The organism is Dellaglioa sp. CoH-56-MRSF-11, assembly GCF_056782135.1.
In genome coordinates, this window is sequence record NZ_JBXAYE010000006.1 from 53,639 (window position 1) to 74,503 (window position 20,865).

The following is a 20,865-nucleotide window of genomic DNA, read 5'->3' on the forward strand; positions in this document are numbered from 1 at the left end:
ATAGTAATGACAGAATTAGCTGATGAAACCAGTAATATTAAAATTCAAGAATTACAGCCAAAATTAATTGAACATTTTGAAAAATTGATAATAACAAATAAGTTAGCCCATGCTTATCTATTTTCCGGACCAGAAGGTATTGGTAAGGTTGAACTAGCACAATGGATTGCAATGCGACTCTTTTGTACTGCTGACGAGGATCAAAAGCCTTGCGGTGTATGTGGTGAATGTCAACGAATTCTATCAGGTAATCACCCTGATATCGTGAGTGTTAAGCCTGAAGGCCAGTCAATTAAAGTTGATCAAATTCGATTTTTGAAATCAGAATTTTCAAAAAGTGGTGTTGAAGGTAGCCAAAAGATTTTTATAATTGAAAAAGCTGAGAGTATGACAGCTAGTGCTGCGAACAGTTTACTTAAATTTTTAGAAGAGCCTGTTGGAAATGTGAAAGCTTTCTTATTAACAGAAAATAAAAATCAAATTTTGCCAACTATTCAATCACGGTGCCAACTGGTTAATTTTGTCGCACTCTCTCAAGAAAAATTGATTCAAAATTTATTAAATCAAGGTATCTTGAAAGATCAGGCTCAGTTACTTGTTCATGTAACTGAGAGTACAAGCCATGCTGTAGCATTAGCACAAGATGAGAATTTTACTGAAATGACAAATCAAGTTTGGAATTGGTTCAGTAAATTATTGAAAAATGATGCTGAAAGTTTCATTTTGGTACAAACAAAACTAGTGCCACTCGCAAAAGAAAAACAACAACAGGCATTGATGGTTGATTTAATGGTACTGTTAGCGCGTGATTGTTTACTTGTCCGTTATAATCGTAAGGAACAAGTGAGTTTTTCTAATCGTTTAACTGAAATTGATAAAATAACTCAAATGATTAGTGATAAAAAGTTAGTTGCTATATTAGATGGTTGTTTACAAATTAAAACGATGCTCCAAATAAATATGACATTTCAAAGTGCAATTGAAGTAACAACGTTAAAATTAATAGATTTATAAAATATGAAATGAAGGTGATTTTGTGGATAAGCGTCAACTATATGATAATTTTATAGCTATCGAGGAAGAAATGAAAAAAATGTTATCGAGTTTTGAAACAATAAAATCTGATATGACTGGTGTTCTTGAAAATAACGCTGAATTGGAGATTGAAAACCAACATTTGAGAGAACGATTAAGTGAAATAGAACGACAAACGTCTAAGAATTTTAATGAATCTTCCGATGCAAATCTGTCAAAATCACGTCAAAACTTAGAAAAATTATATGATCAAGGTTTTCATATTTGTAATATTGAAGGGATGTACGGATCACGTCGAGTCGATGATGAACCTTGTGCTTTCTGTTTAGATTTAATTTATGGGGAGCGCGAAGTATGAGTGAAATAGCAGCACAAAGCAGTTTTCAAGGTAAAGGGACAACTGGGTCATTATATTTAGTACCGACACCAATTGGTAATTTATCTGATATGACGTTTAGAGCGATTGATATTTTAAAAGAGGTTGACTATATAGCAGCCGAAGATACACGAAACACACAAAAATTATTAAATCATTTTGAAATTGAAACAAGTCAATTGAGTTTTCATGAACATAATACGCAAGAACGTATTCCGCAATTTGTTGATAAAATATTGGCTGGTCAATCAATCGCACAAGTAAGTGATGCAGGAATGCCATCAATTAGTGATCCTGGGCATGATCTTGTTAAAGCATGTATTGAAGCTAAGATTCCAGTTGTGCCACTTCCTGGGGCAAATGCCGGGATCACTGCATTAATAGCTTCTGGATTAGCGCCACAACCGTTCTTATTCTATGGTTTTTTATCGCGAAAACCTAAGAGTCAAAAAGAAGAATTAGCTGAGTTGAAAAATCAAACAATGACGCTTATTTTTTATGAAGCACCACATCGCTTGAAAAAAACATTAACACAAATAGCTGCTAGCCTTGGTGGTCAGCGTAAAGTTGTACTATGCCGAGAATTAACTAAACGTTATGAAGAATTCTTGCGTGGAACACTGGATGATGCTATCAAATGGGCTGGCACTGAGCAAGTCCGTGGAGAATTTTGTGTAATTGTTGAGGGAAATGATTCGCCAGAAGCAACGGAAGTTGATCATCTGGCTAATATGTCAATTGAAGAACAAGTTGATTATTTGATTGAAACAGGTATGAAAACTAATGATGCGATAAAAGAGATTGCTAAGAAACAAGAGATGAAAAAACAAGAAGTTTATAATCTGTATCATCAGATTTAAGGAGTGAACATATTGGCAGATAATAAATTTAGTGAGCTACATCGTGCGGTTTACTATGAAGGCGATAAAAGTGGGCGTGTGACAGTAGCAATGCTAATTAACATGATTATTTTGGTTTCAACAGACCAAAGTGATAGCTTAGGAATTACTGAAAAAGATTTAACAAATTTGGGCTTTGGTTGGGTTATTACACAATATCTTATTGATATTTCGAGAATACCACATATTGATGAGAATTTAACATTAACTACTGAGGCTGTTTCGTACAATCGTTTCTTCTGTTACCGAGATTTCTGGGTTCATGATGAAGCAGGTAATGAGTGTGCACATATTCATGCTGTATTTGTTTTAATGGATCATAAAACACGTAAAATGACTCGTGTATTGCCAGAAGTTATTGAACCTTTTGGTGCTGAATATACACGAAGAATTGAGCGTTTGGAGAAACCAGTTGGTATCATGAAAGAAGATACAATAGCTGCTAAAAAATCATATGACGTTCGATTCTTTGATATTGATCCAAATCAACATGTAAACAATTCAAAATATTTTGATTGGTTATTAGATTCATTGTCAGAAGACTTTTTAATGTCACATGATTTGAAACATATGAATATTAAATATGAAAAAGAAATTCACTATGGTCATAAGATAGATAGTATCGTTGTTATTGATAACTTAACGACACATCACCAGATTAAAATTGGTGATGATGTTTATTGTGAAGCTGACTGTGAGTGGACGAAACGTTAGAATAAAAAATGCTCTGAGTAACTGGAAGTCTATCCAGTTACTCAGAGCATTTTTTATATTTTTATGATAAAGCATCTGCGACATAAATCGAGAGTTCTTCTTTTTCAAGACCAGCACTTAATCCAACCAATAGTTTGATTCTTGCTTTTTGACCATTTAAGCCACGACAGAAGATGCCGCCCATTTTTTTCAATTGAACGCCACCACCTTCATAGTCGTAAACATCTTGTGCCACGCCATTAAAGCAACGTGAAACAATTACAACTGGAATATCGCGATCAATTAATTTTTGAAGATTAGCTAAAACTTGTGGGGGAAGATTTCCTGCACCAAGAGCTTCAATGACAATACCGTTCGTTTGGTCATTATTAAGAAAACCAAGTAAATCAGCATCCATTCCAGCATAAGCCTTAATTAAATAAACATGATCAACAACTTTGTCGATTGCTAAGCAAGTCTGGCTTAGCAATTCGGCAAAAAAGGTCACGTTATCTTTAGCGATACTACCAATTGGGCCAAACGTTGGTGTTCTAAAAGTTGCGACATTTGTTGTATGTGTTTTTGTTACATAGCGTGCTGTATGAATTTCATCATTCATAACAACTAAGACACCTTTATCAACTGCATCATCACTTGCTGCAGTTAAGATGGCTGTTTGAAAATTGTGTAAGCCATCTGAGCCTATTTCATTTGCGGAACGCATAGCACCTGTTAAAACGACAGGTAGATGGTTCGGTAATGTAAGATCTAAAAAATAAGCAGTTTCTTCTAATGTATCCGTACCGTGAGTAATAACAATACCATCAATCGCTTCCGCGGATGCACGCATAATTCTTTTTTGAATAATTAGCATCTCTATGGGGCCAATATGTGGGGATGGTAAGTTAAAAATATTTTCAGTGATTAAATCGAAACGATCACCAAATGGATTTTCAACTTGGTTTAAAGGGTTTTCTGCACCAGGTGCAACTGCGCCTGTTTCTTGATTTTCAGACATGGCGATTGTACCACCAGTGTGTAAAATTAATATTTTTTTCATATTTTCCTCCTTGCTGACACTTAGATTATACATATTATATTGTACTTTGACTATGAATTTGTTACTGTATATGAACAGATAAGGTGGTTATGAGAATGAAAGAAAAACAATTAAGTAAGAATGAGTATTTATTTATTAGCTCAATGTTATTCGGTTTATTTTTTGGCGCGGGAAATTTAATTTTTCCAGTCTTTGTAGGTCAACAATCCGGACAAAACCTGTGGATAGGTAATTTAGGCTTTCTAATTGCTGGTGTTGGGTTACCTTTTTTAGGTGTAATTGCTATTGGATTGTCTAAAAGTAGGGGAGTTTTCGATTTAGCCTCTAAGGTTAATCGAACGTATGGCATAATTTTCACAATGTTGCTCTACCTAACTATTGGACCGCTATTTGCAGGTCCAAGATCAGCAACTATTCCGTTTGAAATTGGAATTGCACCACATATTAAAGCCAGCCAACATTCAGTATGGCTATTATTATTTTCAATTTTATTCTTCACAATAGTTTGGCTTTTGGCAGTTAAACCAACCAAGATATTAGTCTATGTTGGTAAGTATTTAAATCCCATATTTTTATGTGCGTTGGCTATTTTATTGTTATTTGTATTTATTAAGCCAATGGGTAATTTTTCAGATTTCCCCGCAACAAGTTCTTACAAGAATGGTGCTTTTATGTCTGCTTTTGGGCAAGGATATTACACTATGGATGCACTCGCTGGTTTGGCTTTTGGTATTATCATTGTGGATACAATTAAAGATTTAGGTATTACGAATCCTAAATCAATTACTAAAGGGATTATCTATTCTGGTAGTATCAGTGTTATTTTGATGGGAATCATCTATACATGCTTGGCCTATCTTGGGGCAACGAGTCTGGGTGTATTTCCACATTCTGGTAATGGTGGTGCTATTTTAGCTCAAGTTGCTCAACGTTATTTTGGACAATTCGGAAGTTTCTTTCTTGCTGCAATTATTGTTGTTGCTTGTATTAAAACGGCAATTGGCGTGACTAGCGCATGTGCTAAAACATGTGTTGAAATTATTGGTCATGGTAGCTATAAATTGTATTTAACACTTGGTTGTGTGATTAGTTGTTTAATTGCCAACGTTGGGTTAGATCAATTAATTACATTATCAACACCAGTTTTGATGTTGCTTTACCCACTTGCTATTGTATTGATGATTGCTGCCTGTTTAGAACCTACTTTAAATAAGTATGACTTAAAAGTCAGCATTATCTACAAATGGTTAACCGTTTTAACGCTTTTTAGTGCCATTTTTGATGGACTAAACGCGATGCCAATTTCAATTAAAAATTTAGCTTTTGCTAAAAATATGTTAGCATTTGCAAATCATTATTTACCACTGTTTAATATTGGCTTAAGTTGGATAGTTCCTGCTGCGTTAGGATTACTTATGGGACTAATTTTTATGATTCGTGAAAAGAAAATAAATTAAAAAGAAACACCCAAAGTTATTTTCTTTTTAGTGGTATACTACACAAGTAGTAAAATACAAAATTTCGGGGTAGAGAATACAGCGTTAAGTGCCAAAAGGACGGAATGTGTCTTTTGGACGAAGGCTAGCGATAGCTGCGGTTGTGTTTTCGCATTCGCCGCATACCACAATGTGGCAACTCCAACGAGGAGATGTCTGAATCATGGAAAATTTAACAAAGAGGTTAACCGCAAAGAATATAGCGGTGATGGGTCTATTATTGGCTGGTCAAATTATTCTAACTAATTTATTATCGTATCAGGTATTGACGTTACGGATAAGTTTCACTTTTATTGCGACTTATCTATTAGCGGCGTGGTTTGGCCCATTACTGGGTGGTATTGGTTCTGTTTTATCGGATTTACTTGGAACAGTATTATTCAGTAAAGGAGGTACATTTTTCTGGGGATTCTCGCTATCTGCTTTCTTAGGTGCGTTTTTCTATGGACTTGTATTTTATAAAAAACCATTTACGTTACCGCGAATTATTATTGCCGTATTAATCAATGTCGTTGTTATTGATTTATTGTTAAATACATTCTGGCTAGTATTAATGTACCAGTCACCTTGGACAATTATCTATGCACGTGCTATCAAAGATTTAATTTTAATTCCAATTCAAATTATTTTGTTATATATGGTTGGTAATAATAAACAAATCCAAAGATTAGGTAAACGATTATAGGAGGATTCAATCTATGCCATTGATGAAAATTGATATGATTGAAGGCCGTTCTGAAGGCCAAATAAAAGAAATTTTAGATATTGCTTATGATGTAATGCTTAATTCATTTGGCGCACCAGTTAGTGACAGATATCAAATTGTCACTCAACATCCAATAAATGAAATGCAAATTTTAGATACTGGGCTTGGATTTATGCGAACAAAAGAAGTATTGGTCTTTAGTTTAACAACGCGACCAAGAACGACAGAGCAAAAAGAAACCTTCTATCAACAGTTAATGCAACAGTTACAAACAAAAGTTGGATTGAGACCAGAAGATTTAATGATTAATTTAACAACTAATACTGATGAAGATTGGAGCTTTGGCATGGGCCAAGCACAATTTTTAACGGGTGACTTATAGAAATTAACCAGACGGCGAATTTATTTTCGTCGTCTATTTATTTGCTAAAGAAGGGTGAATCACTGATAAATTTACTAAAATAAGTTATAATAAAGAAAATAAACTATTTGGAGGAATTTAAATGTCAATTTTAGTTTTGGGTGGCGCAGGTTACATTGGTTCACATACTGTTGATCAATTAGTAGAAAATAGTCGTGATGTTGTTGTTGTCGATAATTTAGTGACAGGGCACTTAGAGGCTGTTAATAAAAAGGCAAAATTTTATCAAGGAGATATTGCGGATAAAAATTTTATGCGCAATGTTTTCAAAAATGAGGATATTGAAGCAGTTATTCATTTTGCAGCTTCATCTCTTGTTGGTGAATCAATGGTAAAACCATTAAAATATTTTGACAATAATACAGCAGGGATGATTCATTTACTTGAAGTCATGACTGAAGTTGGCGTTAAAAAAATCGTCTTTTCTTCAACAGCTGCAACATATGGTGAACCTAAAGTTGTCCCAATTCATGAAGATGACCCTCAAATTCCAACAAATCCATATGGTGAAAGTAAATTAGCCATGGAAAAAATTATGCACTGGACTGACGTTGCAGATGGTGTTAAGTTTGTCGCATTACGTTATTTCAATGTTGCTGGATCAAAACCAGATGGTAGCATCGGTGAAGATCACAATCCTGAAACACATTTAATTCCAATTATTTTACAAGTTGCTAACGGAGAACGTGAAAAATTACAAATTTTTGGGGACGATTATGATACCAAAGATGGTACAAACGTCCGTGATTACGTGCATGTTCTTGATTTAGCAGATGCGCACATTCGCGCCTTAGATTACTTACTTGCGGGAAATGAAAGTAATGCCTTTAACTTGGGTTCATCTAATGGATTTTCAAATATGGAAATTCTAGAAGCAGCACGCCGTGCAACAGGTAAAGAAATTCCTGCAGAAATTGCACCACGTCGTGCAGGTGATCCTTCAACTTTAATTGCAGCAAGTGAAAAAGCACATGAAATTCTTGGTTGGGCTCCTAAGTATGAAAATATGGAAGATATCATTAAGACAGCATGGACTTTTGAACAGACGCATCCAAATGGATTTTCAAAATAAATTAGTTATTAACCATAGGACAATTATTTGTCCTATTTTTTTGTTAATTTTCTCTTAGAAAAAATTTGTGATACTATTTTTGTGCTAAAATGTTAACAAAGCAGAGATAAAGGAAGATATGAATGAAAATTTTAGCAATTGATACATCGAATATACCACTCAGCGTCGCTGTTTTAGAAGATAGTGCATTATTAGCAACTATCACAACGAATATAAAAAAAAATCACAGTATTACATTGATGCCAGCAATTTCTGATGTCATGAAATTAGCAGGTATTAAGCCTGCAGAGCTAGACCGAATTGTGGTTGCACAAGGTCCAGGATCTTTTACTGGTCTCAGGATTGGCGTTGCCACAGCTAAAACACTAGCATTTACATTAGATTGTGAATTAGTTGGTGTCTCTAGTTTAGCAATGTTGGCTGCAGGTATTTCCACAAATAGTGATTCTGATATTGTACCGTTATTTGACGCACGTAGGAATTACGTATTCTCAGGTTTGTATAAAAATGATAATGAGCTTGTAAATGAATTACCAGACCAGCATAGAGAACTTGTGACTTGGGTGACTGAATTAAAAGAGCGTAACCGACCACAAATTTTTGTTGGAACTGATGTCGATTTATTTAAACAACAAATTATCGATATTTTAGGTGATCAGGCACAGTTTCCAGCTTCATTTTTAAATATTCCTCAGGCATTTATTTTGGGATTAATTGGTAAAGATAAAGAGCCCGCTAATCAGGAGACATTTATTCCGAATTATTTACGATTAACGCAAGCAGAGACGCAATGGTTAGAAACCCATTCAGATAAGGATCATAATACCTATGTTGAAAAAATTTAAAGCACGAGTGAAACAAATTATTCCAGAATTAAGACCAGATGAACCTGTTAGGACATTAGTTTTTCAGAATCATAGAATTAAAATTAGAAATGAAAGTTATTTTATGACACGTGCTGTTGTACCTGATATTCCGGAACTACTTGAGATTGAAAAAGCAGTTTATGATGGTAAATCACCATGGAGTGCAAAAATATTTGAAGGCGAAATTTGCCAAAAAAGCAAAACACTTTATTTAGTCTTACGTAAGGAAGATAAAATGTTAGGCTTTATTGGTTGTTCAACGGATGCAATAACGGGAGACGTACATATTGCGAATATTGCTGTTCTACCTGAATGTCAGGGTAGAGGGATGGGAAACTTTTTGGTAACGTCTATTACAAGGCGTGCTCGTTTAATGAGATTTAGAACAGTTAGTTTAGAGGTTCGCCGTGATAACCAGACGGCTTTAAATCTATACCACCAATTAGGATTTACTAAAGTGGGTATCCGAGAGAATTATTATGTTGAAGATGGGCAAGATGCTGTTGATATGTTGCTTAAATTAAAATAAAGGAATATGAATTAAGTTGAAAGAGGTCTCAATGGATAAAACGGAAAGAAATCTAATTTTAGCATTTGAATCAAGTTGTGATGAAACTAGTGTCGCAGTGGTCGAAGACGGTCATCTTATTTTGTCGAACATCATTGCAACGCAAGTTAATAGTCATAAACGTTTTGGTGGTGTTGTACCTGAAGTTGCCAGCCGCCACCATATTGAACAAATTACGAGTTGTATTAAAGATGCTATGACAGAAGCAAATGTAACTTATGATGATTTAGATGCTGTTGCGGTTACTTATGGACCAGGATTAGTTGGTGCTTTACTAGTAGGTGTTTCTGCTGCTAAAGCTATCGCATTTGCTCACGAGTTGCCTTTAATTCCCGTTAACCATATGGCAGGCCATATTTTTGCAGCGCGCTATGAATCTGAAATAGTGTATCCATCAATGGCTTTACTCGTTTCGGGTGGACATACTGAGTTAGTTTATATGCCTGAAGAAGGTCAATTTGAAATTATTGGTGAGACACGTGATGACGCAGCAGGTGAAGCTTATGATAAAGTTGGGCGTGTTCTTGGGATGACTTATCCATCAGGAAAAGAAATTGATGAACTTGCACATACTGGACAAGATACGTTTAATTTTCCGCGTGCCATGATCAAAGATGACAGTTATGACTTTAGTTTCAGTGGATTGAAAAGTGCCTTCATCAATACAGTTCACCATGCAGATCAATTAGGCGAAGAGTTGGACCGGGCTGATTTAGCAACAAGCTTTCAACAAAGTGTGATTGATGTACTTGCTGAGAAAACGGTACGTGCTTGTCATGAGTATGATATTAAACAATTAATTTTAGCCGGTGGTGTGGCAGCTAATAAAGGGTTACGTACAAGACTTGAATCTGATATGAAGAAAATGAATGATATTGAATTTGTGAAGGCGCCCATTAAATTATGTGGTGATAATGCTGCAATGATTGGTGCAGCAGGATATGTTGAATTTATTAAAGGTCAACGTGCAGGATTAAATTTAAATGCTGATCCTAGTTTAGAATTTGATTGGATAGTTTAATTATTATAAAATTAAAATAGAGATTTAGAGTTCGCCTTGTAATGCTAAACAGTTGTTTAACACTGGGGAGAACGCTAAATCTCTATTTTTTTGTAAATGGTTAATTTATATTTCTAAAATAATTTTTTGGTAAAATAAATTGGGATAGATAAACGAGTAATCCTAGTCCGAATAGAATAATAATTGTGGTTCCAAAAATAAAATCAAATTGTTGTAATTGATAGTACGCAATAATGCCAATTAACCACCAAATAATATTTAACCAATAAGGCAACGTTTTTTTCATAATAAAGTAAGTGACAAAAACAATTGCATATAATGGTGTAAAAACTGACGCGATAAAATATAAGAAATTTTGATAATTATCAATAGGAACTACCCATGCAATGACTAAGCCAAGCGCAACTATAATGATACTAATCAATTTCATATGTTTAAAGGAATGTATATTCTGAACGTTAATTGTTGCTGACATAACATCTAAAAATGTGGTTGTAACAGTTGAAAATATAATAATGAATAATGCGATTATACCTAAACCTGATGTAGCCAAGAACGAGGTAAAATCAGTGAATCCGGTTCTAGTTGTTAAAAGTAAGCCAATGGTAAACATGATTAAACTACCTAAAAAATAGCTAAACGAACTAACTGTAGACATAGCAAGTGGATGTTTTGTTGATTTTGTGTAATCACCTATTAGTGGTAGCCAAGATAACGCCATGGTGATATTTAATTCAACAGCTGATCCAAATGTCATATTTAAGCCATTGGAAGTATGTGAAACGGGTACTTTGAAAATTAAAAAAATCATGATACCTGCACCAATAACTAATAAATTAACAACAATTAAATTAATTCGATACAAACTATTTTCGCTAACTAATAACCAAATGATAATCAAAATAGCTATGACAAGTCCCATAATAATTGAATTTTTAAAATTAAGTAAGGAACTTGAAATACCATTCATTGCTGAAATTGCGTTGACGATCATAACAGCGGTCCAACCAATTAGTTGAATCAAATTGATAAGTGAAAATAAGAGCACACCTGTTGAGCCAAAAGCAACTTTAGTTGACTGAATGGCTGTCTGATGCTTTTTGGCACCAATATAACCAGCAGGTAGTAAGAAGAGACCACAACCAATTAAATGACCAATTAGAATTGCAAGGAAACCTTTAGAAAAGCCAAGTGGAGCTAGTAACATGCCCGTCATAATTTCGGCAATTGAAATGGCCGCACCTAGCCAAAGTAAAAATTGTCCACGTAATTCTTTAGTTTCTGTCATCTTAATCGTCCTCCAATTTAAAATAATGATTTATGGATTGAACTGTTTGTTCAATGTTCGGACTTTTAGCAATCAAGGAAATAACAGCAACTCCCGAAACAGTTGTAGTAGCCAGTTTGGCTAAATTATTTTCTGAAATACCACCAATTGCAACAATCGGGAGTTTACTAATTGATAGTAATTGATTTAAGCCAGCTATTCCGAGAGGCGCAGTCGCATCTGACTTTGATTTTGTAGGAAAGACAGGGCCACTACCAATATAAGCGATACCTGATAATTGATTGGCTTGTTTAATTTGATCGAGTGTTTGACAAGAAAGGCCAATCGCTAATTGACCCGCCGATTGATCTATCACATTTTGAATCTTTTGGTCATTTTGGCCAACGTGAATACCATCTGCTTGAATTTCAAGTGCTAAAGGTAGATCATCATCAATGAAAAAAGGAACTTGGTATTTTGTGCATAACCTCTGACATTCAATTGCGAGTGTCTTTTTTTGTATCCGGGTTAAAGGGGTTAAGAGATTTTTTTCTCTAAATTGGAAACAAGAAATGCCTGATTTTAACGCTCGTTCTAAAGTAGGTAGTAATTGATTGTCGGCGACGTCTTGAGTTCCTGCAATGAAGTAACTTGCTAACCATGATTGATTAAATGTCTTCATTTTGCGTTACCTCACGATATGCCCAATGATTTAATGGCCCGTGACCATGTCCAACGATAATACCGTTGCTAATTGTTGCTTCAACATATTTTTTAGACACTAAGATGGCCGTTTTAATATCTTGTCCTTTGGCAATTTCTGCTGCAATGCAGGCTGAGAGGGTATCACCAGTGCCATGAGTTCGAATTGTATCAATACGTTTCGAGCTCATCCAGAATGAATCGTTATCTTCTAATAATACAAAGTCATTTACGATATTTTCAGAGTTATAATGTCCGCCTTTAATGATGACGTTTTTTGCACCTAATAATTTAATCTTTTTTCCAGCTGCACTCATGTCTTCTTTTGAATTAATGGTCAAGCCAGTTATGACTTCAGCTTCTGGAATATTCGGGGTTACTACCGTGGCTAAAGGAATTAATTCTTCTTTGATTGTAACAACAGCATCCTCAGAAAGAAGTGTGGCACCGCCTTTTGCAACCATGACAGGGTCAACAATTAGGGGACCAAATTGATATTTTTTCAGATTTTTAACGACTACTTTAACGTGTTCTGAATCTGCAAGCATCCCTGTTTTGCATGCTTTAATGGCTAAATCATTTGCAATTGAGGCAAATTGTTCATTAATAATTTTAGCAGGGAGGGGAAGACTGTCTTGCACACCAAGTGTGTTTTGTGCAGTGATTGCGACGAGAACTGTTGCAGCATAGACATGCCGTTCTTGCATCGTTTTTAAGTCAGCTTGCATACCAGCGCCACCACTACTATCGGATCCAGCAATTGAAAGTGCTTGTGGAAAATCAGGCATTATAGGTCTCCTTTCATCGTTATCTGATTAGAAAGTTCATTTATCGTTATTAAATGTAGTTTATCAAGTAGGTTAACAATAAAACTACCTGGTTTTTCGGTAATTAACTCATCAGCAACAAGTTCACCAGTTGTTGCAAAGATAAGGCAGGCGATTCTTGCTGCTTCAAACTCATTATCTTTAGAGACAGCTGCAAACGCAGCAATTAAACTTGAAAGCATATCGCCTGAACCAACATGTGTTTGGAAAAGAGACGTTCCCTGTGTCACAGTTGCAACACGCTTTCCATCAGAAATATAGTCTGTAGGACCACTTAGAACAACCGTACAATTGTACCGTTTGGCTACAATTTTTGCGATTTCTGCTAAATCTGCAGAACCATTTCCTGCATCAATACCTTTTGCTTGCCATTCAACACCAGCTAATGCAGCAATTTCACCAGCATTACCGCGAATAAAATTAAAATGAAAATGCTCAAGCAAGTTTGTAATTACTTTTTGTCGGTAAGGCATGGCAACAGCAACTGGGTCTAGCACAAGTGGGATAGCTAAATCGTTTGCGATTTGACTAACCCTCTCAATGTAAGGTAATTCTGAACTTTTAAATGATCCCATATTGATTGTGGCAGCAGCAGAAATTTGTAACATTTCGGCTGCTTCTTCAATCGCACTGGGCATGATAGGGGAAGCGCCAATTGCGTTGAGTCCATTGGCAACGTCTTGAACCGTGATGTAATTAGAAATGTTGAAAATTACTGGGTTCTCTTCACGAAGTTTATCGAGTAGTTCTAATGGCATAACTTTCTCCTCTTGAGTACACAAAAACCCCACTCTTTGACAAAAAAATTGTAGAGTGGGGTCCTTCTTCACACTTTCCTACGCAAGTTTTGGCTTACAGGTTCGAAGGGATTAGGTTGAAAAAACCTATCTCAGTTCTTCTAAAGAACACCCCTAGTGTACTTATATTTTATTTTTAGATTACAACAAAAGAATAGGCTTTCATTCTTTAAATGTCAATAAATAAAAAAAAAAAAGCTAGCTTATTCTAAAGCTAAGCTAGCTTCTTCCCAATTAGTTTCTGCAGTCTCTATTGCAGTTTGAATAGATTGTAGTTCAGTTTGTAGTTCCTGAAGTTTATCTGCATCACTAAAAATAGTAGGTTGAGACATTTTTTCTTCAAGTTCTGTTTGATGAATTTCTAATTCACTTAATTCAGATTCTAAACGATCAATTTCACGTGTTAATTTACGTTGTTCCTTTTGCGTTTCTTTATTTTGTTGATAATTAGTTGTTGGTTTAACTTCAGGGACTTCTGAAGATGAGGCAATTTCAAGTGCCATTTTTTCGGCTGCGATAGCTTCTAATTCTTCTTTTTTATCAACATAATAATCGTAATCACCCATGTAGTAAGTAGAGCCTTCTTTTGAAACTTCAATAATACTTTCTGCAACTTTATTAATGAAGTAGCGGTCATGAGAAACAAGTAAGACAGTACCATCAAAGTTAGCAATCGCCTTTTCAAGGACTTCCTTACTATCAATGTCTAAATGGTTAGTGGGTTCATCAAAGATTAGGAAGTTATCTTTGTCCATTGCAAGTTTGGTCAAAGCAAGACGCGCTTTTTCACCACCACTTAAATTTGAGACACGTTTCAAAACGTCATCCCCAGAAAATAGAAATCCACCTAATAATGATCGAATATCTGTTTCAGGAGTTGAAGGATGATCATTCCAGAGTTCATCTAAAACAGTATTTTTATCTGTTAATTGATTTTGCTCCTGATCGTAGTAGCCAACATGAACATTAGCGCCAAGGAATGCTTCACCACGAATAAATGGAATTTGGCCTAAGATACTTTTAAGTAAGGTTGATTTTCCCACACCATTCGGGCCAACAATAGCTTGAACTTGATGCTTATGTAAATCAATTGAAACGGGTTCAGATAACACTTTATTATCGTAACCAACAGCTGCCCCGGCAACAGTTAAAACGATATTACCACTCTCATCTGCAGATTTAAAACTAAAACGAGGGGCTTTTTCGTCACCTTCTGGTCGGTCAAGTTTATCTAATTTTTCGAGTTGTTTACGACGACTTTGCGCTCGTTTTGTTGTTGAGGCTCGAACAATGTTTTTATTAACAAAATCTTCGAGTTTTTCAATCTTATCTTGTTGTTTTTCGAAAACTTTCCATTCTTGTTTTAAATTAGCTTCTTTTTTTACAATAAATTGGGAGTAGTTGCCATTGTAGTGAGTCGTTTCATTATGGCTCATATCATAAACTTCTGTCACAATTTTATCTAAGAAGTAACGATCATGAGAGACAATTAAGAGTGCCCCTGTATAAGTCTTCAAATAGCCTTCTAACCAAGTTAGTGTCTCAATATCTAAGTGGTTAGTTGGTTCATCTAAAATTAATAAATCACGTTTTTCTAAAAGTAATTTTGCTAAGGCTAAACGTGTTTTTTGACCACCAGAGAGAGTCCTAATATCGCGATTGAAATCTTCTTCATAAAATCTAAAACCATGTAAAACAGAACGGATTTCTGATTCATAACCATAGCCATTTTTTTCACTGAAATCATGTGAAACTTGATCATAGGTTGATAATAGTTTTTCAAATTTTTCAGAATCTTCTGCATTTTTAGGATCAGCAATTTGGGCTTCTAATGTATGAATTTGGATTTCCATTTTTTTTAAATAATCAAAAACACGACTCATTTCGTCCCAAATCGAACGTTCTGAAGTAACAGTTGTTGTTTGTGCTAAGTAACCGATGGTCATGCCTTTATGTTTAATGATTTGACCAGCATCAGTAGCCTCTTGATCAATAATCATTTTAATTAATGTTGATTTTCCAGCACCATTTCGACCAACTAGGGCTATCCTAGCATCGTCTTTGATATCCATATTTGCATTTTCAAAAAGAACATCTGCGCCAAAATAGCGAGCTGCTTGTTGTACTTGTAACAGAATCAAAATAATTCCACCTTTCTTTTAAAGTGACGATTGAATAATTAATACTAGACTATTCATAAGAATATGAGCAATCATTGACGTTTTGATGTCACCTGTTCGTTTGTAGAGGTAACAGAAAAGTAATCCAATTAAAAAGTAGATAGCTAAATGGCCATCATTATGTGCCAAACTAAATAATAAACTAGAAAGAATTGCGGCAGAAATAGGTGATATGAAACTTGCTAAATTGCCAAAAAAGACTTTTCTAAAAACGAGTTCCTCCATAATGGGAGCACCAAGTGAGACTGCCAACATATAATAAGGATATTTTGTAAAAATAGTCATAATTTCATTTGTATTTTGTGAGGGTACGGTCGTTTTTAAAATGGTGAATGAAATTAATTGAATAACTGTTTGGATTACTAACGTTAGAACGAATCCAAGAATACCCCACGAAATAATTTGTGACCATTTAGAGGAACCATCTATTGTATTTCTAGCACTGAAGTAATGATTTAACCAAATTAACAATATTGCTCCTAAAACATAATCAGCCGTCATTACTGGATAGATAACTGATTTTAAAGAAAATAGTTGATTCAGAATTGTTGGTAAAATAAAGATAACGAGGTAGCCTAATAAAATAGCGATTGAATTTTTACTAGTTGATTTTGACATGAGAACTCCTTTAACTGTAATTAGATAGTCGTGCATTTTTCTAGTGAATAAATTTGTATGATAAGTATAGCATAATTGACTAGATAGCGAATTCAATTCATATTAAAAATTCTATTAAATAAGAGCTGAAATGCTTGCAATTGTTTGAAAAATTGATTATAGTTAATTTTGTGATTAGCACTTAGGAAGATAGAGTGCTAAATAAAAGTGTTGGAGGGATAGAACGTGTTAAAACCATTAGCAGATCGTGTTATTTTAGAAGTAACAAAAGAAGAAGAAACAACAGTAGGCGGGATCGTCTTAGCAAGTAACGTACAAGAAAAACCACAAACAGGAAAAATTGTTGCAGTTGGTGATGGCCGTACGATGGATAACGGTGAAAAAATTGCTGTTGCTGTTAACGTTGGAGAGACCGTTTTATTTGATAAGTATGCTGGCTCAGAAGTTTCATTCGAAGGTAAAGACTACTTAATTGTTCATGAAAAAGATATCGTTGCAACAGTAGACTAATATAAATTTAAATTAAAGATGAGGTGGATTAATTATGTCAAAGGAATTAAAATTTTCTGAAGATGCTCGTTCAGCAATGCTTAGAGGTGTTGACCAATTAGCCAATACCGTTAAATCAACTTTAGGACCAAAAGGCCGTAATGTTGTTTTAGAAGAATCATATGGCTCACCAATTATTACAAATGATGGTGTAACAATTGCTCGTGCGATTGAATTAGAAGACCATTTTGAAAATATGGGTGCTAAATTAGTATCAGAAGTTGCTTCAAAAACGAATGATATAGCTGGTGATGGAACGACAACTGCTACTGTTTTAACACAAGCTATCGTCACTGAAGGTATGAAGAATGTGACAGCAGGTGCTAACCCTGTTGGGATTCGTCGTGGTATCGAAACTGCTACAAAAGCAGCCGTTGCTGAATTACATGAATTATCACACAAAGTTGAAACAAAAGAAGATATTGCTCAAATTGCTTCTGTATCTTCAGCTAATGAAGAAATTGGTGCTTTAATTGCTGACGCTATGGAAAAAGTTGGTAATGATGGCGTTATTACAATTGAAGAATCAAAAAGCATCGATACATCATTAGATGTCGTTGAAGGGATGCAATTTGATCGAGGTTACTTGTCACAATATATGGTAACTGATAACGATAAAATGGAAGCTAACTTAGAGACACCATATATTTTAGTAACGGATAAGAAAATTTCTAATATTCAAGAAGTCTTACCATTATTACAATCTATTGTGGAACAAGGTCGCCCATTGTTAATCATCGCCGATGATGTTGATGGGGAAGCTTTACCAACATTAGTATTGAATAAAATTCGTGGTACATTTAACGTTGTTGCAGTCAAAGCACCTGGATTTGGTGATCGTCGTAAAGCGATGCTTGAAGATATTGCCATCGTTACTGGTGCAACAGTGATTACTGATGAACTTGGTTTACAATTGAAGGATACAACAATTGAACAATTAGGTTCAGCTGGTAAAGTTAATATTACAAAAGAAAACACAGTTATTGTTGAAGGTTCTGGTGATAAAGCTAAAATTACAGAACGTGTTGGTTTGATTAAAAAACAAATCGATGAAACGACGTCTGAATTTGATCGTGAAAAATTACAAGAACGTTTGGCAAAATTATCTGGTGGGGTTGCTGTCATCAAAGTTGGTGCTGCAACTGAAACAGAATTAAAAGAACGCAAATACCGTATTGAAGATGCTTTGAATGCGACACGCGCTGCTGTCGAAGAAGGATTCGTTGCCGGTGGTGGTACTGCATTTGTTAACGTTATTAGTAAAGTTGCTGCACTTGAAGCAGTTGGCGATGAATTAACGGGTATCAAGATTGTTCAACGTGCTTTGGAAGAACCAGTACGCCAAATTGCAAAGAATGCTGGACTTGAGGGTTCAGTTATTGTTGAAAAACTAAAATCAGAAAAACCTGGTATTGGTTTTAACGCAGCAACAAATGAATGGCAAGATATGATTGAAGTTGGGATTGTTGATCCAACTAAAGTGACACGCTCAGCATTGCAAAATGCAGCTAGTGTCTCAGCCTTATTATTAACAACTGAAGCAGTTGTTGCAGATAAACCAGAACCAGTATCTGCAGCTGATCCACAACAAATGCCTGGTGGTATGGGCGGTATGATGTAACCCATTTGTCATAAAAAATGATGAAAATTTAAGAGCTATTAATCCGTGTTATTCTGGGATTAGTAGCTCTTTTTTTATGCTGAAAATAAAGTTTGTTTGCAGTATTGTATATTTAAAAATAAACGAGTAAAATAGAGTGAATTCGGTGAATAGAAATTAGTAATTAAAATAACTATTCAGTAAAATAAATGCGCTGTTTTGGCATCATTTATGAATGGATTTTTAAATATAGAACATAAGGGGTAAAGAGAAATGCGTCGTTATTTAAAGAGACTTTTAATTGGGAAGCCATTAAAATCTTCTGAAGAAGGAGATCAACAATTATCAAAATTTAAGGCATTAGCGCTCTTATCGTCAGATGCACTCTCATCTGTGGCGTATGGTACGGAACAAATTGTTACCGTTTTAGTGGGCTTTTCAGCAATGGCAATCTGGTATTCATTACCAATTGCATTGTTAGTCTTAGTTTTATTGGCTTCAATTACAATTTCGTATCGCCAAATTATCCATGCTTATCCTAAGGGTGGAGGCGCGTATGTTGTCTCAAGTAAAAACTTAGGTAAAAATGCTGGATTAATTTCTGGTGGATCGCTTTTAATTGATTATATGTTGACAGTAGCGGTTAGTGTTTCCGCAGGGACTGAGGCATTGATTTCTGCGGTACCTTCGTTATATGGACATCAAGTAGCAATCTCAGTGGTTATTATTATTTTGGTAATGGCAATGAACTTACGAGGCTTGCGGGAATCAGCTTCATTCTTAACTATTCCTGTTTATCTTTTCGTGGTTATGATTATATTGATGTTACTAGTTGGTGGTTATAATATTATGACAGGTCAAGTACCTTACCACGCAACAGCTGCTGTGGGTACGGCCGTTCCTGGAATTACACTAGCCTTACTTTTGAAAGCATTCTCATCGGGATCATCTTCATTAACTGGTGTTGAAGCAATTAGTAATGCAGTGCCTTTCTTCAAAAAACCACATGCTAAAAATGCTGCTGCTACTTTAACAATTATGGCGACGCTTTTGGCAGTCTTCTTTGGTGGAATAACATTCTTAAACTATTGGTATGGCATTATTCCTACTGAAAAAGTAACTGTTCTTTCACAAATTGCACAAACAACATTTGGACAAGGTATTTTGTATTACGTTTTCCAATTTTCAACAGTATTGATTTTAGTATTAGCTGCAAATACAGGTTTCTCGGCATTTCCAATTTTAGCGTTTAATTTAGCTAAAGATAAATTTATGCCTCATTTGTATATGGATAAAGGTGATCGATTAGGCTACTCTAACGGAATTATCACGTTAGCGGCCGGATCAATTATTTTAACATTTATATTTAATGGATCAACGTCATTATTAATTCCATTATATGCGGTAGGTGTGTTTATTCCGTTTACGTTGTCTCAGACAGGGATGATTGTAAAATGGTATCATGATCGCCCAAAAGGTTGGATTATGAAAGCCTTTTACAATTTCTTAGGGGCCTTTATCTCATTTAGTATTTTGTTGATTCTCTTTAGATATCGCTTATCAACAGTATGGCCATTCTTTATTATCATGCCAGTTATGTATATTATATTCTATAAAATAAATGATCATTACAATAAAGTTGCCGAACAATTACGTTTAACAGAAGAAGCAGAAATTCATGATTACGATGGCTCCACAGTTATCGTGTTAGTTAGTTCTGTAACGCATGTTACAACGGGTGCAATTAATTATGCACGTTCAATTGGTGACTACGTAATTGCAATGCACGTTTCTTTCGATACAAATCCGGAAAAAGAACATGAAACGGAACGTGAATTTAAAGAACGTTTCCCTGGTGTTCGTTTTGTTGATTTACATTCGTCATATCGTTCAATTGCTTCACCTGTTGTGAAATTTACAGATGTTATTGCTAAGAATGCCGCTGCTCGTAACTTCACAACGACAGTCTTAGTACCACAGTTTGTTCCAAGAAAACCATGGCAAAATATTCTTCATAATCAAACGAGTTTAAGATTGAGAACGGTCTTAAATTCTCGCGAGAATATTATTGTTGCAACATATAATTATCATTTGAAAAAATAAACATTGAAA

Annotated in this window: 21 protein-coding genes and 2 riboswitches; of the genes, 14 read left to right on the forward strand and 7 right to left on the reverse strand. The window is 35.0% G+C overall.

Annotated elements, in window-relative coordinates:
- Window positions 1-6: 6 nt before the first annotated feature.
- From holB to AC1RPT_RS06830, 4 genes are read left to right on the forward strand one after another with little or no spacing between them, the layout of a single operon-like run.
- Window positions 7-1,014 carry a DNA polymerase III subunit delta' gene (holB, locus tag AC1RPT_RS06815; protein WP_481761907.1) on the forward strand — a complete coding sequence of 336 codons (1,008 nt, stop codon included), beginning with the start codon at window positions 7-9 and terminating at the stop codon, window positions 1,012-1,014.
- 22 nt (window positions 1,015-1,036) lie between these two features.
- Window positions 1,037-1,393 (forward strand): DNA replication initiation control protein YabA, encoded by a 357-nt coding sequence (locus AC1RPT_RS06820; RefSeq protein WP_481761908.1) that lies wholly within the window; start codon window positions 1,037-1,039, stop codon window positions 1,391-1,393.
- Window positions 1,390-2,271: a 16S rRNA (cytidine(1402)-2'-O)-methyltransferase gene (gene rsmI / locus AC1RPT_RS06825; protein WP_481761909.1), complete on the forward strand. Its 882-nt coding sequence runs from the start codon at window positions 1,390-1,392 to the stop codon at window positions 2,269-2,271. Before AC1RPT_RS06820 ends, rsmI begins: the two co-directional genes overlap by 4 nt.
- 12 nt (window positions 2,272-2,283) lie before the next feature.
- Complete coding sequence (locus AC1RPT_RS06830) at window positions 2,284-3,024, forward strand: acyl-[acyl-carrier-protein] thioesterase (RefSeq protein WP_481761910.1); 741 nt, start codon at window positions 2,284-2,286, stop codon at window positions 3,022-3,024.
- Between the two features lie 61 nt (window positions 3,025-3,085).
- Here AC1RPT_RS06830 and AC1RPT_RS06835 read toward each other — a convergent pair whose 3' ends face one another.
- Window positions 3,086-4,063 carry an asparaginase gene (locus tag AC1RPT_RS06835; RefSeq protein WP_481761911.1) on the reverse strand — a complete coding sequence of 326 codons (978 nt, stop codon included), beginning with the start codon at window positions 4,061-4,063 and terminating at the stop codon, window positions 3,086-3,088.
- A gap of 95 nt (window positions 4,064-4,158) precedes the next feature.
- On the opposite strand from AC1RPT_RS06835, the gene brnQ reads away from it, so the two are divergent.
- The 7 genes from brnQ to tsaD all read left to right on the forward strand — a co-directional run bounded on the left by brnQ (window position 4,159) and on the right by tsaD (window position 10,213).
- Window positions 4,159-5,520 (forward strand): branched-chain amino acid transport system II carrier protein, encoded by a 1,362-nt coding sequence (gene brnQ, locus AC1RPT_RS06840; protein WP_481761912.1) that lies wholly within the window; start codon window positions 4,159-4,161, stop codon window positions 5,518-5,520.
- Window positions 5,521-5,583: 63 nt separating this feature from the next.
- Window positions 5,584-5,682: riboswitch (THF riboswitch) on the forward strand.
- Window positions 5,683-5,722: 40 nt separating this feature from the next.
- Window positions 5,723-6,244 (forward strand): folate family ECF transporter S component, encoded by a 522-nt coding sequence (locus AC1RPT_RS06845; protein ID WP_481761940.1) that lies wholly within the window; start codon window positions 5,723-5,725, stop codon window positions 6,242-6,244.
- Between the two features lie 13 nt (window positions 6,245-6,257).
- Window positions 6,258-6,647: a tautomerase family protein gene (locus tag AC1RPT_RS06850; protein ID WP_481761941.1), complete on the forward strand. Its 390-nt coding sequence runs from the start codon at window positions 6,258-6,260 to the stop codon at window positions 6,645-6,647.
- Between the two features lie 121 nt (window positions 6,648-6,768).
- The gene (gene galE, locus AC1RPT_RS06855) at window positions 6,769-7,758 is read left to right on the forward strand and encodes a UDP-glucose 4-epimerase GalE (protein ID WP_481761942.1); all 990 of its coding nucleotides are present in this window, start codon (window positions 6,769-6,771) and stop codon (window positions 7,756-7,758) included.
- 122 nt (window positions 7,759-7,880) lie between these two features.
- Complete coding sequence (gene tsaB, locus AC1RPT_RS06860) at window positions 7,881-8,603, forward strand: tRNA (adenosine(37)-N6)-threonylcarbamoyltransferase complex dimerization subunit type 1 TsaB (RefSeq protein WP_481761943.1); 723 nt, start codon at window positions 7,881-7,883, stop codon at window positions 8,601-8,603.
- Complete coding sequence (gene rimI / locus AC1RPT_RS06865) at window positions 8,587-9,153, forward strand: ribosomal protein S18-alanine N-acetyltransferase (RefSeq protein WP_481761944.1); 567 nt, start codon at window positions 8,587-8,589, stop codon at window positions 9,151-9,153. Before tsaB ends, rimI begins: the two co-directional genes overlap by 17 nt.
- Before the next feature lie 31 nt (window positions 9,154-9,184).
- A complete protein-coding gene (gene tsaD, locus AC1RPT_RS06870; protein ID WP_481761945.1) occupies window positions 9,185-10,213 on the forward strand; it encodes a tRNA (adenosine(37)-N6)-threonylcarbamoyltransferase complex transferase subunit TsaD in 1,029 nt (342 codons plus the stop codon).
- 100 nt (window positions 10,214-10,313) lie between these two features.
- On the opposite strand, the gene cytX is transcribed toward tsaD, so the two are convergent.
- From cytX to AC1RPT_RS06900, 6 genes are all read right to left on the reverse strand, one after another.
- On the reverse strand, window positions 10,314-11,501 hold the full coding sequence (gene cytX / locus AC1RPT_RS06875; RefSeq protein ID WP_481761946.1) for a putative hydroxymethylpyrimidine transporter CytX: 1,188 nt from the start codon (window positions 11,499-11,501) through the stop codon (window positions 10,314-10,316).
- A gap of 1 nt (window position 11,502) precedes the next feature.
- A complete protein-coding gene (gene thiE, locus AC1RPT_RS06880; protein WP_481761947.1) occupies window positions 11,503-12,162 on the reverse strand; it encodes a thiamine phosphate synthase in 660 nt (219 codons plus the stop codon).
- A complete protein-coding gene (gene thiD, locus AC1RPT_RS06885; protein ID WP_481761948.1) occupies window positions 12,149-12,970 on the reverse strand; it encodes a bifunctional hydroxymethylpyrimidine kinase/phosphomethylpyrimidine kinase in 822 nt (273 codons plus the stop codon). Before thiD ends, thiE begins: the two co-directional genes overlap by 14 nt.
- The gene (gene thiM, locus AC1RPT_RS06890; protein ID WP_481761949.1) at window positions 12,970-13,767 is read right to left on the reverse strand and encodes a hydroxyethylthiazole kinase; all 798 of its coding nucleotides are present in this window, start codon (window positions 13,765-13,767) and stop codon (window positions 12,970-12,972) included. The genes thiD and thiM overlap by 1 nt, the downstream gene beginning before the upstream one ends.
- 58 nt (window positions 13,768-13,825) lie before the next feature.
- A riboswitch (TPP riboswitch) is annotated at window positions 13,826-13,932 on the reverse strand.
- Between the two features lie 77 nt (window positions 13,933-14,009).
- A complete protein-coding gene (locus AC1RPT_RS06895) occupies window positions 14,010-15,947 on the reverse strand; it encodes an ABC-F family ATP-binding cassette domain-containing protein (RefSeq protein WP_481761950.1) in 1,938 nt (645 codons plus the stop codon).
- An 18-nt stretch (window positions 15,948-15,965) separates the two neighbouring features.
- Window positions 15,966-16,604: a CPBP family glutamic-type intramembrane protease gene (locus AC1RPT_RS06900; RefSeq protein ID WP_481761951.1), complete on the reverse strand. Its 639-nt coding sequence runs from the start codon at window positions 16,602-16,604 to the stop codon at window positions 15,966-15,968.
- A gap of 225 nt (window positions 16,605-16,829) precedes the next feature.
- Between AC1RPT_RS06900 and groES the strand changes: the two genes are divergently transcribed.
- The 3 genes from groES (at window position 16,830) to AC1RPT_RS06915 (ending at window position 20,856) form a co-directional block, all read left to right on the forward strand.
- Window positions 16,830-17,114 carry a co-chaperone GroES gene (gene groES, locus AC1RPT_RS06905; protein ID WP_481761952.1) on the forward strand — a complete coding sequence of 95 codons (285 nt, stop codon included), beginning with the start codon at window positions 16,830-16,832 and terminating at the stop codon, window positions 17,112-17,114.
- A gap of 34 nt (window positions 17,115-17,148) precedes the next feature.
- Window positions 17,149-18,774, forward strand: coding sequence for a chaperonin GroEL (groL, locus tag AC1RPT_RS06910; RefSeq protein ID WP_481761953.1), 1,626 nt, complete (start codon window positions 17,149-17,151; stop codon window positions 18,772-18,774).
- A 252-nt stretch (window positions 18,775-19,026) separates the two neighbouring features.
- Complete coding sequence (locus AC1RPT_RS06915; RefSeq protein WP_481761954.1) at window positions 19,027-20,856, forward strand: APC family permease; 1,830 nt, start codon at window positions 19,027-19,029, stop codon at window positions 20,854-20,856.
- The last annotated feature ends 9 nt before the right edge of the window (window positions 20,857-20,865 follow it).